Annotated in this window: 12 protein-coding genes; 4 read left to right on the top strand and 8 right to left on the bottom strand. The window is 72.6% G+C overall.

All coding sequences use genetic code 11. The annotated features are described in order from the left end of the window. Window positions 1-59 precede the first annotated feature (59 nt). Window positions 60-857, bottom strand: coding sequence for a metallophosphoesterase (locus ACIPSE_RS18175; protein WP_401663637.1), 798 nt, complete (start codon window positions 855-857; stop codon window positions 60-62). Between the two features lie 296 nt (window positions 858-1,153). Between ACIPSE_RS18175 and ACIPSE_RS18170 the strand changes: the two genes are divergently transcribed. Continuing rightward, entirely contained in the window at window positions 1,154-2,950 is a 1,797-nt protein-coding gene (locus ACIPSE_RS18170) for an AMP-dependent synthetase/ligase (RefSeq protein ID WP_401663634.1), read from the top strand. An 80-nt stretch (window positions 2,951-3,030) separates the two neighbouring features. Here the strand turns inward: ACIPSE_RS18170 and ACIPSE_RS18165 are convergent, their stop codons facing one another. After that, entirely contained in the window at window positions 3,031-4,173 is a 1,143-nt protein-coding gene (locus ACIPSE_RS18165; RefSeq protein WP_401663632.1) for a glycosyltransferase family 4 protein, read from the bottom strand. 130 nt (window positions 4,174-4,303) lie between these two features. On the opposite strand from ACIPSE_RS18165, the gene ACIPSE_RS18160 reads away from it, so the two are divergent. Continuing rightward, complete coding sequence (locus ACIPSE_RS18160) at window positions 4,304-5,536, top strand: glycosyltransferase 87 family protein (protein ID WP_401663629.1); 1,233 nt, start codon at window positions 4,304-4,306, stop codon at window positions 5,534-5,536. A gap of 138 nt (window positions 5,537-5,674) precedes the next feature. Here the strand turns inward: ACIPSE_RS18160 and ACIPSE_RS18155 are convergent, their stop codons facing one another. The 5 genes from ACIPSE_RS18155 to ACIPSE_RS18135 form a co-directional block, all read right to left on the bottom strand. After that, complete coding sequence (locus tag ACIPSE_RS18155) at window positions 5,675-6,859, bottom strand: hypothetical protein (protein ID WP_401663626.1); 1,185 nt, start codon at window positions 6,857-6,859, stop codon at window positions 5,675-5,677. A gap of 32 nt (window positions 6,860-6,891) precedes the next feature. Beyond that, window positions 6,892-7,911 (bottom strand): NlpC/P60 family protein, encoded by a 1,020-nt coding sequence (locus ACIPSE_RS18150; protein WP_401663624.1) that lies wholly within the window; start codon window positions 7,909-7,911, stop codon window positions 6,892-6,894. A 208-nt stretch (window positions 7,912-8,119) separates the two neighbouring features. Then, window positions 8,120-9,154 (bottom strand): NlpC/P60 family protein, encoded by a 1,035-nt coding sequence (locus ACIPSE_RS18145; protein WP_401664450.1) that lies wholly within the window; start codon window positions 9,152-9,154, stop codon window positions 8,120-8,122. Window positions 9,155-9,364: 210 nt separating this feature from the next. Beyond that, window positions 9,365-10,708 (bottom strand): NYN domain-containing protein, encoded by a 1,344-nt coding sequence (locus ACIPSE_RS18140; RefSeq protein WP_401663622.1) that lies wholly within the window; start codon window positions 10,706-10,708, stop codon window positions 9,365-9,367. A 36-nt stretch (window positions 10,709-10,744) separates the two neighbouring features. Next, window positions 10,745-10,984: a hypothetical protein gene (locus tag ACIPSE_RS18135; protein WP_009309707.1), complete on the bottom strand. Its 240-nt coding sequence runs from the start codon at window positions 10,982-10,984 to the stop codon at window positions 10,745-10,747. Between the two features lie 179 nt (window positions 10,985-11,163). Here ACIPSE_RS18135 and ACIPSE_RS18130 point away from each other — a divergent pair, with 179 nt between their 5' ends. Then, window positions 11,164-11,925, top strand: a complete 762-nt coding sequence (locus tag ACIPSE_RS18130; protein WP_401663619.1) for a rhomboid family intramembrane serine protease — start codon at window positions 11,164-11,166, stop codon at window positions 11,923-11,925. A gap of 42 nt (window positions 11,926-11,967) precedes the next feature. Then, entirely contained in the window at window positions 11,968-12,249 is a 282-nt protein-coding gene (locus ACIPSE_RS18125) for an Lrp/AsnC family transcriptional regulator (RefSeq protein ID WP_401663617.1), read from the top strand. A gap of 36 nt (window positions 12,250-12,285) precedes the next feature. Here ACIPSE_RS18125 and ACIPSE_RS18120 read toward each other — a convergent pair whose 3' ends face one another. Then, entirely contained in the window at window positions 12,286-15,198 is a 2,913-nt protein-coding gene (locus tag ACIPSE_RS18120; RefSeq protein ID WP_401663614.1) for a PQQ-binding-like beta-propeller repeat protein, read from the bottom strand. Window positions 15,199-15,264: the final 66 nt, after the last annotated feature.

The raw sequence follows: 15,264 nt of genomic DNA, 5'->3' as shown, positions 1-15,264 counted from the left end.
CGCACGTGTGTGCAGCGTGAAGGCTACCGCGCACGTGGACGCGCGACGTCACCGCCCACTCACCACGTCAGGGCCCACGGCCGTCCGCTGCCCGCGAAGTGGCCCACGTTGACGCACTCGGTCGCGCCGATCCGCATCCTGGGCGCCAGCGGCTGGTGGACGTGGCCGAACAGCGCGTAGCGGGGGCGGGTGCGGCGGATGGCGTCCAGCAGCGCCCGGCTGCCGCGTTCGAAGCGGCGCGCGACGGTGTCGTAGACCAGTTCCGGCACCTCCGGCGGGATGTGCGTGCACAGCACGTCGACCTCGCCGACGGCCTCGATCTTGGCGGCGTACTCCTCGTCGCCGATCTCGTAGGGCGTGCGCATGGGGGTGCGCAGGCCGCCGCCGACGAAGCCGAAGGTCCGGCCGCCGATCTCGACGCGTTCGCCGTCCAGGACGGTCGTGCCGGGTCCGGCGTACTCGGGCCACAGGGACGGCATGTCGACGTTTCCGTAGGTGGCGTACGTCGGTGTCGGGAAGGCGGCGAACAACTCGGCGTATTGCTTGCGTACGGCCGTTTCGATGGCGATCGCCCGGTCCGTCCCGATTCCTGCCCACAGTTCGGCGCCGAAGGCGCGGGCCTCCTCGAAGCGGCGGGCGGTGCGCAGTTCCACGATGCGGCCGGCGTTCTCGGCCCCGAACAGGTCGGGGAAGATGCCGCGCGAGTGGTCGGCGTAGTCGAGGAAGAGGACGAGGTCGCCCAGACAGATCAGCGCGTCGGCGCCCTCACCGGCTCGGGCGAGGTCACGGGCGTTGCCGTGCACATCGCTGACCACATGGACGCGCGTGGTGCGGTTACCGGGCGGTGTGGGTGCCATGACGATCAAGGGTAGGCCTGTGCGGCATACGTGAACAGTGGCGGCCGGGCCTGCGGTTACTGGCCAGTCATCAAACGCCTCGACTACTGTGCGCTCAGAAAGCCCCATCTGTGTGACGCAGCGAACATCTCGCCGGGACCCCCTGTCGTAGAGCCCATACCGGCGGGTAACGTCCGGGCAGTCCAGTCGTGCTCAGGATTTCAACAAGTGAAGTCCGGAGCACCTGCCCGAGCCTTGGACCGCACCGTCGCATCGCACAACGTCGTGGCGCCGGCGCCCTATGAGGAGCAGCAGTCTTGCGCGAGTTCAGCCTTCCGGCTTTGTACGAGGTCCCCGCGGACGGAAATCTGACCGACATCGTCCGGAGAAACGCCGCGCAGCATCCCGACGTCGCCGTCATCGCCCGCAAGGTGAACGGCGCCTGGCAGGACGTGACCGCCACGGTCTTCCTGGCGGAGGTGCACGCGGCGGCCAAGGGGCTCATCGCCTCGGGCGTCCAGCCCGGCGACCGGGTCGCCCTGATGTCCCGGACCCGCTACGAGTGGACGCTGCTCGACTTCGCGATCTGGAGCGCGGGCGCGGTCACCGTGCCGGTGTACGAGACCAGCTCGCCCGAGCAGGTCCAGTGGATCCTCTCCGACTCCGGCGCGACCGCGATCGTCACCGAGCTGGACGGCCACACCGCCGCGGTCGAGTCGGTGCGCGAGCAGCTGCCCGCCCTCAAGCACGTCTGGCAGATCGAGGCCGGGGGCCTGGACGAGCTGCGCCGGCTCGGCTCGGACATCGGCGACGCGGCCGTCGAGGAGCGCAGCTCGCAGGCGAAGGCCGACGACCCCGCGACGATCGTCTACACCTCGGGCACCACGGGCCGCCCCAAGGGCTGTGTGCTCACCCACCGCAGCTTCTTCGCGGAGTGCGGCAACATCGTCGAGCGGCTGCGCCCCCTGTTCCGCACCGGCGAGTGCTCGGTCCTGCTGTTCCTGCCGCTCGCGCACGTCTTCGGCCGCCTGGTGCAGATCGCCCCGATGATGGCGCCGATCAAGCTGGGCCTGGTCCCGGACATCAAGCACCTCACGGACGAGCTGGCGTCCTTCCGGCCGACGCTGATCCTCGGCGTGCCGCGCGTCTTCGAGAAGGTGTACAACTCGGCGCGCGCCAAGGCCCAGGCGGACGGCAAGGGCAAGATCTTCGACAAGGCCGCCGACACCGCGATCGCGTACAGCAAGGCGCTGGACACCCCCTCGGGCCCGTCGCTGGGCCTGAAGATCAAGCACAAGACGTTCGACAAGCTCGTCTACAGCAAGCTGCGCGCGGTCCTCGGCGGCAAGGGCGAGTACGCGATCTCCGGCGGCGCCCCGCTCGGCGAGCGCCTCGGCCACTTCTTCCGCGGCATCGGCTTCTCGGTCCTGGAGGGCTACGGCCTGACCGAGTCCTGCGCGGCCACCGCCTTCAACCCCTGGGACCGGCAGAAGATCGGCACGGTCGGCCAGCCGCTGCCCGGCTCGGTCATCCGCATCGCCGACGACGGCGAGGTCCTGCTGCACGGCGAGCACCTGTTCACGGGCTACTGGAACAACCCCGCCGCGAGCGCCGAGGCGCTGGCCGACGGCTGGTTCCACACCGGTGACATCGGCACCCTCGACGAGGACGGCTATCTGCGGATCACCGGCCGCAAGAAGGAGATCATCGTCACCGCGGGCGGCAAGAACGTCGCCCCGGCGGTGATCGAGGACCGCATCCGCGCGCACGCGCTGGTAGCCGAGTGCATGGTCGTCGGCGACGGACGGCCCTTCGTCGGCGCGCTCGTCACCATCGACGAGGAGTTCCTCGGCCGCTGGGCCGCCGACCACGGCAAGCCTGCGGGCTCCACCGCGGTGTCGCTGCGCGAGGACGCCGATCTGCTCGCCGCGATCCAGAGCGCGATCGACGACGGCAACGCGGCGGTCTCCAAGGCGGAGTCCGTCCGCAAGTTCCGCGTCCTGTCCGCCCAGTTCAGCGAGGAGTCGGGGCATCTGACCCCGTCCCTGAAGCTCAAGCGGAACGTGGTGGCGAAGGACTACGCGGACGAGATCGAGGCGATCTACCAGAAGTAGGCGGCCGGGCAGGATCGTTGACGTACGACGGCGGTGCGGGCCCCCACCGGGGGACCGCACCGCCGTCCGTCACATGAGCCCTAGAGGAGTTCCCGCAGCCGTTCCGCCAGCAGGTCCCAGCGCCACTTCTCCTCGACCCAGGCGCGGCCCCGCTCCCCCATCCGCTGCCGCAGCTCGGCGTCCCCGAGCAGGGCGAGGATCCGCTCCGCGCCGTCCTCCGCGGAGCCGCCCCGCACGACCCAGCCGGTCTCGCCGTCCAGGACGGCGTCCGGGGCGCCGCCGGAGTCCCCGGCGACGACGGGCAGCCCGGTCGCGGAGGCCTCCAGGTAGACGATGCCGAGCCCCTCGACGTCGAGGCCGCCGCGCCGGGTCCGGCACGGCATCGCGAAGACGTCGCCGGCGCCGTAGTGCGCGGGCAGCGCGGACCAGGGCACCGCGCCGGTGAAGTGGACGGAGTCCGCGACCCGGGTCTCGTGCGCGAGCCTGCGCAGATCCTTCTCGTAGGGCCCGCCGCCGACGATCAGCAGGACGGCGTCCGGCTGCTCGGCGAGGATGCGCGGCATCGCCAGGATCAGTGTGTCCTGCCCCTTGCGCGGCACGAGCCGCGAGACGCACACGATCACCGGCCGGTCGGTGAACCCGAGCCGCGCCCGCACCTCGGCGCCGCCGGAGGCCGGATGGAAGGTCTTCTCGTCGACCCCGGGCGGCAGCTGGACCATCCGCGCGGCGGCCTCGGGCGTCAGCGCCTCGGCGATCCGCGAGCGCGTGTACTCGCCGAGATAGGTGATCGTGTCCGTGCCCTCGCCGATCCGCCGCAGCAGCTGCCGGGAGCCGGGCAGCTGGGCCCAGCCCGCCTCGTGCCCGTGGGTGGTGGCCACCAGCCGCCGCGCACCGGCCTTGCGCAGCGCGGGCGCCATCAGCCCGAGGGGCGCCGCCGCCCCGAACCACACCGAGGAGCAGCCGTGCTCCCGGAGCAGTCCGACGGCGGTACGGGTGGCCGCGGGCGTCGGCAGCAGCATGGTCGTACGGTCCCGTACGACGGTGAAGGGCTGCTCGGCGTCGAAGGCGGCCGTAGCCTCGATACCCTCACGGCTGCGCTTCCAGGTGGAGGCGTAGACGACGAGCCGCTCCGGATCGAGGCGCAGGGCCATGTTGTGCAGGAAGGCCTGGATGCCCCCCGGTCTGGGCGGGAAGTCATTGGTCACGATCAGGGTCTTGTGCATCGCCGCCGACCCTATCCAACGGCCCGCTCACAGCCGGGCACGGCCACGTTTATGGCAAGCACACAGCTCGCCGGGACATCATGGCCATCTCAAAACAAGCGACACGGTGCGAACAGGGGCTCGGGTGAACATGGCGGGTGCGAGGCGCTCTCCGGCGGTACTGCTGGTGGCCTGGGGCCTGACGAGACTGCTGCTCCTGCTGTTCGCCCTGAAGGTGTTCGTCTTCCCGGGCCCGGACGTCACGAGCGACGTGTCGGTGATCTACCAGGGCTGGTACGAGGTGCTGCGCACCGGCACCTTCCCGCAGGACGACGTCACCTGGCAGTACCCGCCCGCCGCGGCGCTCGCGATCCTCTCCCCCGCGCTGCTGGCCTTCCTGGACTACACGACGGCGTTCTTCGTGCTGGCGTTCGTCGCCGACTTCGTGGTCCTGTCGATGCTCCTGTGGGCGGGCATGCGCCCCGACCGTTCGCTGCGCGGCGTCTGGGTGTGGGTGGTGGGCGTCCCGCTGCTCGGACCGACCGTGTACGCGCGCTACGACGTGATGGTGACCGCCGTGGCCGTGGCGGCGCTGCTCGCGGGCGTCCGGCACCCCCGGGTGATGGGCGTGCTGGTGGGGTTCGGGGCGATGCTCAAGGTGTGGCCGGTGCTGCTCCTCGTGGCGGTCCGCAGGCGGAGCACGTGGATGGCGGCGGCGGTCACGGCGGCCGGGCTGGCGGCCGTGTTCGCGGTGACGATGCCCGGCGCGTTCGCGTTCCTGACCTTCCAGGCCGACCGGGGCACCGAGGTGGAGTCGCTGGGCTCCCTGGTCTTCCACGTGGCCCGGCACCACGGCTGGGACGGACAGGTCCTGCTGAACTACGGCTCGGTGGAATTCCTCGGCCCGTGGGTGGACACGGTGAGCACGGCCGCCCTCGCGCTGACGGGCATCGCCTTCGGCTGGCTGCTGATGTGGCGTCTGCTGGCGACCCGCTTCGAGGCGCACACGGTCGCGGACGCGGCCCTGGTCGCCGTCCTGCTGTTCACCACCACGAGCCGGGTGATCAGCCCTCAGTACATGGTCTGGCTGGTCGGTCTCGCCGCGGTCTGCCTCGGCTTCCGGGCCACCCGGATGACCCTGCCCGCGGTCCTCGTCCTGGTGGCGACCTTCGTGACGGTGCTGGAGTTCCCCCTCTACTTCGCGAACGTCGTCGCCAGCGACGACCTCGGCATCACCCTGCTCGTCCTGCGCAACGGCCTCCTGGTGACCGCCTCGGTGATCGCCGCGGTCCGGCTGTGGCGCGCGACGGTGGCCCCCGGCTCACGGGCCGCGGAACCGTTCAGCCGGCCGGAACACCCCACGGAGACCCCGGTCACGTCCTGACGCCGGGTACGCGGTACTCGGCCGCGCGGACGATCGGGCACGAGGCCGCCTCCGCCACCCCGGGCCACGCTCGGCCCGGCACGCCCGGTGGACCCGGCCGCCCGGACGACGCCGTGGGCCCCGCGGGCCTTCGGGCTGTCAGCCCAGCTCCGCCTCCAGGTAGTCCCGCCAGTCGGCGGTGAACGTGTCGAGGTCGGTGTCCAGGACGTCGTGCAGGGCGTCCTCCACCGCCCCGGCGCGCTGCCGGTGGGGGCCCACCGCGCGGTAGAAGTCGCCGAGCCGGTCCTCGCCCCAGCGCGCGGCGATCATCCGGCACGCCATCCAGCCGCCCTCGTACGCCCGCGCCAGCTGTGTCGCGTCCCCGCTGAACCCGAAGTCGGCGTCCACGGGCAGCGCTTCGGGCACGTCACCCCCGGTCACGGCGCGCGCCAGCTCCGGGGCCGCCTCGACCGGGGTGCGCCCCGAGGCGAGGTAGCCGATCCAGTCGGCGTACCCCTCGGACAGCCACAGCGGGGTCGCGGCGCTGGTGACCGCGCGGGTGGCGACATGGGTGGTCTCGTGGGTGAGGACGACCTGCTTGCCGACGTCGCCGAGCACGCCGTACGCGTCGGTGTTGACGATGATCCGGTCCGCGGGCGCGTCCGCCGGGGCGCCCGTCTCGCCGGTGGTGACGGCGGCGATGCCGCGGTAGGAGGAGGCGGGCGAGCCGAGCAGCCCCGCCATGCCCTCCAGTGACTTCGGCACGAGCACCACCACGTGCCGCGACCAGTCCCGGCCCCACTCCCCCGACACCGCGGGCACGGCCCGGTCCGCGAGGTCCGCGTACACCTGGAGCCGGGCGGAGGACTGCCCGACCCCGAGGACGAGACTGGACGCGCCGCGCACGACGGCCACCGCGCCCTGGTCCCACAGCTGCTGGGCGGCCTTCCCGGCGGGCCGCTCCCGCTCGACGTACCAGCCGCCGCTCGCGTCCCGGGTCAGCGTGAGCCGGCGCCCCACGCTGACCGGGGCGTTGTCGTAGCCCTGTATGCGGTAGCTGAGCTCGACGTCCGCGACCGCGTCGTCGCCGTCACGGCGCAGGCCGGTCAGCCGGTACCCCCAGGCCGCGAAGGGCACCCCGCGGGTGTTCTCGAACCAGTCCAGCGCCCCGGTCCTGCGGAAGGCCGCCTGATCGCGATCGAGGACGGCGTTCGCGCGCCGGTCGAGCAGGCCCTGCACCTCCGCCCTGGCCCCGTCGGTGGCGGGCCCGCCGCCGCAGGCGACCAGCGAGACGAACAGCAGGCACACCGCCCACGCCCCGCGCACCCGCCTTCGACCAGCCATTTCCCGATCGTACGGCGATATCGGCACCGGGGTCAGACCCTGGTCACCGTCGCGCCCGGCATCATGCCCACCGGGTCGTAGCGCACGGGTGCGCCGGGGTACGGGGCGTGGACGACCTGGCCGTTGCCGACGTACATGCCGACATGGCTGGCGTCGGAGCGGTAGGTGACCAGGTCGCCCGGCTGGGCCTGGGAGAGCGGGACCTGCCGGCCGGCGTAGCGCTGCCCCTGCGAGGTGCGCGGCAGGGCGACCCCGGCCTGACGGTACGACCAGACCATCAGCCCCGAGCAGTCGAAGCCGGAGGGCCCGGTGGCGCCCCACACGTACGGCTTGCCGATCGCGGCCCGGGCGGCGGCGACGGCGGCGCCCGCACGGCCGTTGGGCGGGACCGCGCCGCCGAGGTCGGGCATCTCCTGGCGGCCGGAGCGGGAGGCGCGGTCGTAGGCGGCGCGCTCGTCGGAGGGCAGCGCGTTGAGGAGCTGCCGGGCCCGGGCCAGCTTGCGCTCCACGGTCCGCTTGTGGGTGGCGACGGCCTTGCGGCTCTTCTCCAGCTCGGCGAGCTTGCCCGCCGCCTCGGCGCGCTCCTGGCCCGTCTCCCGCATCGCCGACTGCAACTCGCGCAGTTCGCCCGCCTGATGGACGTTGATGCGGTCCAGGGCGGACGCCTTGTCGAGGTAGTCGGCCGGGTCGTCGGAGAACAGCAGCGCGAGGGAGGGGTCGATGCCGCCGGAGCGGTACTGCGCTCCCGCCAGTGAACCGAGCGTCTCCCGCATGGAGTTGATGCGCTCCTGCTGGCGGGCGATGCGGTCCTGGGCGGTGCCGACCTCCTTCTTCAGCGCGTCGGCCCGTTCGTCGGCCTTGTTGTACGCCTCGGTGGCGTGCTCGGCCTCCTCGTAGAGGCGGTCCACCTCGCTGCGGGTGTCGTCGTGCGGCGCGGCGGCGGCCGGTACGGCGCCCAGGGCCGCGGCGGTGGCCGCGAGGACGCAGAGCGCGGCGGTGGCGCCCCGGTCGAACCCGGACGGTGTCGGTACAAGGCGGCGATGGGACCTCACGAGAAGCCGCACCCCTTCCGCTGGCGGACAGGAAACGCGGCGAACAGTAACCCCGGGACGAGGGCCCTTCCAAAGACCCTCGCGGGCACACACCGTGACGCCCCGCCACCGACGCAGGTCAGTGGCGGGGCGCGGGGTCAGTTCATGTCGCGGCAATTCGCCCGTTCGGGCGGTGCGGCGAGTCGATCTTGAGGTCGGATCGCGGACGTCAGATCCGGACGCCGAACTGGAACGGCATGTTGCCGATCGACTCGTAGCGCACGACCGTGCCGGTGCGCGGGGCGTGGAGCACCTGGCCGTTGCCGGCGTAGAGGCCGACGTGGTGCTGGTCGCCGTAGAAGATGACCAGGTCGCCGACCTGGAGGTCGCTCTGCGAGTAGATGCGGGTACCGGCGCTGGCCTGGGCCTGCGAGGTGCGCGGTATGGAGACGCCGGCCTGGGCGTAGGCCCAGGAGGTCAGGCCCGAGCAGTCGAAGGAGGAGGGGCCGGTGGCGCCGTAGACGTACGGGGAGCCGATCTTGCTCTGGGCGGCGGAGAAGGCCGCGGCGGCGAAGCTGGAGGCGGAGGTGGCGTTGCCGAGGTCGACGCGGCTGGAGGCGGAGCGGCTGGCGCGGGACTCCTCGGCGGCGAGGGCGGCCTTCTCGGCGGCGGTCAGCGTGTTCAGGAGCTTCTGCGCCTCGGCGAGCTTGCCCTGGACTTCCTTCTTCTTCTTGGCCAGCTCGGTCCGGGTGGAGGAGAGGTCCTTGAGCTTCTCGGAGGCCTCGGAGCGCTCCTGGGCCAGCTCGCGCTGCTTCTCCTGGATCTTCTTCAGCGCCTCGACCTGCTGGGCGCTGAGCTGGTCGGCCGTGGAGGCCTTGTCCAGGTAGTCGTCCGGGTTCGAGGAGAGGAAGAGCTGGAGGGAGGCGTCGATGGAGCCGGTGCGGTACTGGGCGGCGGCGGCCAGGCCCATGGAGTCGCGCAGGTCGTTGAGCTCTTCCTGACCGCGGGCGACGTTGTCCTGGATGGTGGAGATCTCCTTCTGGAGCTTCTCCTGCTTCTCCTTGGCGCCGTTCAGCTTCTCGGTGGCCTGCTCGGCCTCCTCGTAGAGCTTGTCGACCTTGGTCTTGACCTCGTCCTTGCTGGGCTTCTCGCTCGGCGCCGCGTTGGCGGCGTTGGCGCTCAGCGCGACGGCGGCGGCAGCGGCGGTGGTCAGCACGGTCACACGCGTGCGGCTCGGCTGCTTGGGTCGACGATGGTGCGCCACGGAGGTGAGCTCCTTCTTCTGGGTGATCACCCGTTCGGAGGTTCGAGCCCAGACCCTAGTGACCCAGTTGTGATCAGTTCAAATCCTCACGCGAAAAAATCGGTCACAGACTGCATTCTTTACACACAACTCACATGCGGTAACGCTCGATTGACGCTACGTTGCGTGACGATACGCCCAATTGGGACAATAAACCTGGAAGTTCGATGTTTACGACAGACGCTTGAGAAGCATCGCGGAAGCGACAGGCCGGGCCCCCGCCTTGGCCACTCCGTCGGCGACCTCGCGGTCGGTGGAGGCGACGATGACGGGACGCCCCGGCGGCTCCGCGCGCACCAGCTGGCGGATCAATTCGTCGGCCGTGACGCCCGGTTTGGAGAACAGCACGCGCACGCCCCGCGGCGGGGCCAGCAGCACCGGCGCCGCCAGTTCCGCGCCGTCGAAGACACAGGTGACCTCGGCACCGGTCTGCGCGGCGAGCTGGGAGAGCTGGCCGAGGAGCCGCAACCGCTGCTTCTCCAGGGGCATCTGGGGATAGCCGGTCTTCGTCACGTTGTAGCCGTCGACCACCAGATGGGCCTGCGGCAGGGCCAGCAACTGGTCCAGAACGGCCGGATCGTGCTCCGACAGGGCCCGCGCGGCGATGTCCTTCGGGGTCATCCGCCCCGGCTCGACCGCGTCCACGGTCTCCGCGGGCCGCACCGACACCGGCGGCAGCGCCAGTTCCCTGCGCAGCCCCTGGGCCGCGTCCAGCACGGTGTCCAGGAGCAGGCGCACGCGCATGTCCTCGACGCTGCGCCCCTCACGGGCCGCTCTGCGCGTGGCCTCCAGGGCCGCCTCGACCTCGCCGAGCCGGGACTTGAGCCGCCGCGTCTCGACCTCCGCGGCGGACACCTGGGTCTGCGCCTCGGCCCGTGCCGCGTCCGTCTCGGCGCGCAGCTTGCGCACGGCGGCCTCACCGCGCTTCACGTCACTGAGAGCGGCGCGCAGCTTGCGGTGAAGCGATTCGGCTTCCTTCTTCGCGGACTCCAGCTCGGTGCGCAGCCGTTCGGTCTCGGCACGCGTGTGGTCCTTCGCCGCGGCCAGTTCCTCGCGCAGCCGCTCCAGTTCGGCCCGGCTCTCCTCGCCGGCGCGCTCGGCGTCGGCCCGCTGGGCCTCCTCGCCGGCCGCCGTCACGAGCTTCACCCAGCCCGTGGGGCGCAGTACGTAGGCCGCGGCCGCCACGTCGAGCGGGTCCGCGGCCGGGGGCGGGGAGCCGGAGTCGAGAGCGCCGGACAGTTCCGGCTGGGCCTCTCTGAACTTCTCCCCGATCCGCTGCCGGAACAGGGTGTCGGTCTCCAGCGCCGCCGCCATCGCGTTCCCGGCGAACTTGGCCCGCCGGTTGGCGGCGAACCGGGCGTACTGCCGTAGCTGCGCGGGCAGTTCGGCGACGGTCAGACCGCCGAAGCCGTCGGAGACGATCTGCACGACCCGGCGTCGCACGCCGTCGGGCAGCGGACGGTCGAGCACCTCGGCGGCGCCGTCGCCCGGCCCCCCGCCCTGTGTCTCCGCCATCCGTCACACCCCAACCGTTCCGCGGGGCCGGCTCCGTCAGGAGTCGGCGCCCGGCCTGTCCACGAGTTCCACCTGATCCACCGCGTTGCACCAGCGGCAGCGCACCGACTCGATGGTCTCACTGACCACCTCGCGCTCCTCGACCTTGGGCTCACCGGCCAGGTCGAGGTGGACGTACTCGACGACCTTCGACGAGCGGGTCACGTCGAAGCGCGTGAGGTTGCCGCAGAGGGTGCAGCGCCACCGCGTCGTGGCGGTCGGCAGGGGAACCGTCATCGTGACTGAGCTCTTTCCTACTAGGTGTTCCATTGTCCGCGACGCGCCGGAGGCTCCCCGGTACGTGTGGCTCGTAACCCTACGGCCTGGCGCGTACTTGCCGCTCGACCGTCCCGAGGCCCGACCCGGCGGCGAGGCGCTCTGTGCGCATGCGTCCCGTTACGTCATGCTCTGTGTTCATGATCAGCGACTGGGGTGTCACGTTCGGCAAGGTCGGCAGGTCGCTGTGGGGGTCGGCTCCGGTCACCTTCGGCCTGATCGCCCTGTGCTGTCTCCTCTTCGTCATCGGCCCGGCCGCGGGCCTCAACCCGTCCTACGGCACCGGCGACCAGCTCCTCGCCGCCCAGCAGGCCTACTTCCGCCGGTGGGGCGTGGTCCCCGTGGAGCTCTTCGAGGGCTCGGCGCGGGCGGTCCTCACCCCGGCGACGGCGCTCTTCGTCCACGGCAGCTGGATCCACCTCCTCGGCAACATGCTCTTCCTCTACGTCTTCGGCGTCCTGACCGAGCAGCGCATGGGCCGCCTCCAGTTCACCCTCTTCTACCTCGGCTGCGGCTATCTCGCCCTGCTGGGCTACGCCGCCGCCAACGCCGACTCCGACCAGTCCCTGGTGGGAGCCTCGGGGGCGATCTCCGCGGTGCTCGGGGCCTTTCTCTTCCTCTTCCCGGGTGCCCGCGTGACCAGCCTTCTCCCCTTCCTGCTGTTCCTGCCGCTGCGCTTCCCGGCCTGGATCGTGCTGCCCTTCTGGGCGGCCCTGCAGTGGGTGGCGGCGGGCCAGGCCTCCCAGGGCCCCGGGGTCGCCTACCTGGCCCACCTGGTGGGCTTCGGCCTGGGCCTGGCCTTCGCCTGGGTGCGCTTCGGGCGTCCGGCCGCCGCGGCAGCGTCCCGGGAGGCGGCGGCCGTGCCCACGGCGGACGAACCGGGCCGGCCGGACCGCGAGTAGGGTGAGATCCCCAGCAGCGGCCCCCGAGGGAGAGAACCAGCCGTGATCACCGCGATCGTCCTCATCAAGACCAGCGTGGACCGGATCCCCGAGATCGCGGAGGAGATCGCCTCGCTGGAGAGCGTGAGCGAGGTCTTCTCCGTCACCGGCACCTACGACCTGATCGCGATGGTCCGTGTCCGCCGCCACGACGACCTCGCCGAGGTCATCCCCGGCAGCATCAGCAAGATCCAGGGCGTCGAGGCCACCGACACCCACGTCGCCTTCCGCACGTACTCCCAGCACGACCTGGAAGCAGCCTTCGCGATCGGCCTGGAGGGCTAGTCCTCCCGCTCCCGGAGCACGCCCGGGTCCCGGTCCCTACTCCGTGTCCAGGGCCACGATCTGGTGCGACGTGGCGGCGTACACGCGGGAGCCGTGGACGAGGGGGGTCAGGACGGCGCCCGCGTCGTCGCCGACCTCGGTGCGCCAGAGCGCCTCGCCGTCGAGGCCGATCGCGTGGACCTCGGTGTCGGTGCGGACGTAGACCGTGGAGCCGACGAGCACGGGGTCGGAGAAGGACCGGCCGCCGGTGCCGTACCGCCAGACCTCGTCGCCGTCCTCCGTGAGCGCTCGCAGGGACGCGTCCGCGCCGGCGACTCCCAGGAACGCGAAGGCGTCCGCGTCCGCCGCCACGTAGGCCCCGGCGAGGCCCTCCTTGCTCCACCGCCGCTCGCCCGTGGCGAGGTCGAGCCCGAACAGCTCGCCCGCGTCGTTGCCCGTGTCCACGACGACGGTGCCGGCGCCCACCGCGGGCCGCGAGACGTCACCGTCCAGCCGGGTGCGCCAGCGCACGGAGGGGCCGGCGGGGTCGATGGCGTAGAGGTGGTTGTCGACGCTCGGCACGTACAGGACGCCGCCGGCCGCCACCAGGTCCCCGCTGGGCGCCCCGCCCAGGCCGACCCGCCCGCGCTCCGCGCCGCCCGGCCCGTACACCCGGACCGTCCCCGCGCCGTCGGCTCCGGTCACCGCACAGCCGACGGCCACCGACCCGTCGAGCGCGACCGGCGGGCGGAAGTAGGCGCTGGGCAGATCCGCCGTCCACACCTGCTCGCCCCCGGCGCTCACCGCGAAGAGCGACCCGGGGGCGACGGGGTCGCCCTGGGCGTCCACGGCGTCGGTCCCGACGCCGACGAGGATTCCCGCGTCCGTGACGAGCGGCCTGGTCAGGTACGCGTCCGCGCCCTCGGCCACCGTCACCGTCCACCGCTCGCGGCCGTCGCGGCCCACGGCCCGCAGCGTCCCGTCGGCGAAGGCCACGTACAGCGTCCCGCCGTCGGCGGAGAGCGCCCCGAAGGGCCCGTCACCCGGGCTGGGCGCGTCGGCGGTGTACCGCCAGGTCACACCGGCCCTGGTCGCGGAGGCCTCCGGCGTACCGGTGGCCCCGCCCCCCGCCCGACCACCCCGGGCCTCACCACCGCCGTCCCCCCGCGTGACCCACCAGGCCCCCACACCCCCGAACGCGGCAACGACACCCCCACCGACAACACCCTTCAGAAGCCCACGCCGTGAAGGGGCGGGGGCGGGGGCGTGGGCATCCGTGGGTGCGGGAGCGGACGCGGGACCGGCGACAGCCCCGGCCCCAGGACCAGACCCGCGCCGGGAAGCCGCCTCGGGAGCCGGGGCCGGCCCACGGCTGGAGGCAACCCCGGACGCAGGGGCTGCCCTGGGCACAGGGGCCTGCTCACGATCAGAGGCCGACTCGGGAGCAAAGGCCGCCCCGGGCAGAGGAGCCGCCCCCGGCACAGGAGCCGATTCGGGACCAGAGGCGTCCTCAAGAGCCAGCACCGACTCAGGTGCAGAAGCCACCCGGGGCGTAGACCCGGGCCCGCCGGCAGCAGCCTCGGACCCCGGCCCAGGAGCAGCCACCACCTCAGAGACCTCGGCCGAACCGCGCACGGCCGCCGCCCCGGACGCAGAGCCCGGCCCGCCGGCAGCAGCCGCGGGCCCCGAGCCCAGCCCAGAAGCAGGCGCCGCCTCAGAAGCATCGGCCGAACCGCGCGCAGAACCCGCCCCGGACACAGAGCCCGGCCCCCGAGCGGCTGACGCCTCAGAAGCCGGGCCCTGCCCGAGGGCAAAGGTCTCCCGGGACGCAGGAACCACCCCAGGCACGGCACCCGGCCCGCCGGCAGCGGCCTCGGGGGGCGGCCCAGGGGCGGGCGCCGTCTCTGGAGCCTCGGCCGGGCCTCGACGAGACCGGGCTTGTGGAGCCGAGGGTGTCTCAGGCGCTGAACCCGTCTCGGGCCCGGGCGCCGGCGTGTCCGTCGCCGTCATCGGGGCCGCGTACTCGACGCGGCTCTCCCTGTCGCCCGAGTCCGGGTGCCGTGGCGCCTCGGGGAGCCAGCGTTCGCCGGTGGGAGGGGTGTGCGGGGTCGGGGCCGTGGGGGTGAACCAGCCGGGGCGGAGCTGTTGGCGCAGGGAGCGGGGGGTGTGGCCGGACGCCTCGACGATCGCCGCGGGGGCGGGGCGGGCGTCCGGGTCGTCGCCCAGGCAGGACTCGACCAGCGCCAGCAGCTGCTGCGGCACCCCGGACAGGTCGAAGTCGCGGGTCAGGATGCGCAGCAGGATGACGGAGTCCTGGCCCTCGCCGAGGGGCTCCCGGCCGCTCGCCGCGTACGCGAGGACCGCGCCGAGCGAGAAGACGTCACTGGGCGGGCCGACCTTGCCTCCGTTGCGGATCTGCTCGGGCGAGACGTACCCGACCGAGCCGACGATCGCCCCGGTCCGGGTCATCGCGGTGGCCTCCAGCGCGCGCACGATCCCGAAGTCGATGACCCGCGGACCGTCCGGCGCGAGCAGGATGTTGGACGGCTTGAGGTCCCGGTGCACCATCCCCTTGGCATGGATCGCCGCGAGCGCCTCACCGAGCGCGGCCCCGAGCACCCGTACGGCGGGCAGCGGCATCGCGCCGCCGTCCAGCACGGCGTCCCTGAGGTTGGGTCCGTCCACGAACTCGGTCGCCATCCACGGGTGTTCGCCCTCGGGGTCGGCGTCGACCACGCGCGCGGTGTACGTCCCCGCACCGCCGACGGTCTGCGCGGCGCGCACCTCCTGCCGGAAGCGGGCCCGGAAGGTGCGGTCCTGGGCGTACTCGGCGCGGACGACCTTCACGGCGAGGAGCAGCCCCGCGCGCGACGAGGCGAGGTACACCTCGCCCATGCCGCCGGACCCGAGTCTGCCCCTTACCTCGTACGGACCGATCCTGTGCGGGTCCGTCGCGCGCAGCGCCTGCACCTACCGCTCCCCCTGGACGTCGTGAGCATGCCCGGCAGGGAGCGTATCGGCAACGCGGGCCGACGG

It is taken from the genome of Streptomyces sp. NPDC090106, assembly GCF_044747265.1.
In the GTDB taxonomy this organism is placed as follows: domain Bacteria; phylum Actinomycetota; class Actinomycetes; order Streptomycetales; family Streptomycetaceae; genus Streptomyces.
The sequence above is the reverse complement of the archived record's forward strand: the minus strand, read 5'-3'. Positions and strand labels throughout refer to the sequence as shown.

Coding starts and splice junctions, on each gene's coding strand:
- ACIPSE_RS18140 (WP_401663622.1), bottom strand. CDS start 10,708: ATGGCGGAGACACAGGGCGGGGGGCCGGGCGACGGCGCCGCCGAGGTG.
- ACIPSE_RS18135 (WP_009309707.1), bottom strand. CDS start 10,984: ATGACGGTTCCCCTGCCGACCGCCACGACGCGGTGGCGCTGCACCCTC.
- ACIPSE_RS18175 (WP_401663637.1), bottom strand. CDS start 857: ATGGCACCCACACCGCCCGGTAACCGCACCACGCGCGTCCATGTGGTC.
- ACIPSE_RS18160 (WP_401663629.1), top strand. CDS start 4,304: ATGGCGGGTGCGAGGCGCTCTCCGGCGGTACTGCTGGTGGCCTGGGGC.
- ACIPSE_RS18130 (WP_401663619.1), top strand. CDS start 11,164: ATGATCAGCGACTGGGGTGTCACGTTCGGCAAGGTCGGCAGGTCGCTG.
- ACIPSE_RS18165 (WP_401663632.1), bottom strand. CDS start 4,173: ATGCACAAGACCCTGATCGTGACCAATGACTTCCCGCCCAGACCGGGG.
- ACIPSE_RS18155 (WP_401663626.1), bottom strand. CDS start 6,859: ATGGCTGGTCGAAGGCGGGTGCGCGGGGCGTGGGCGGTGTGCCTGCTG.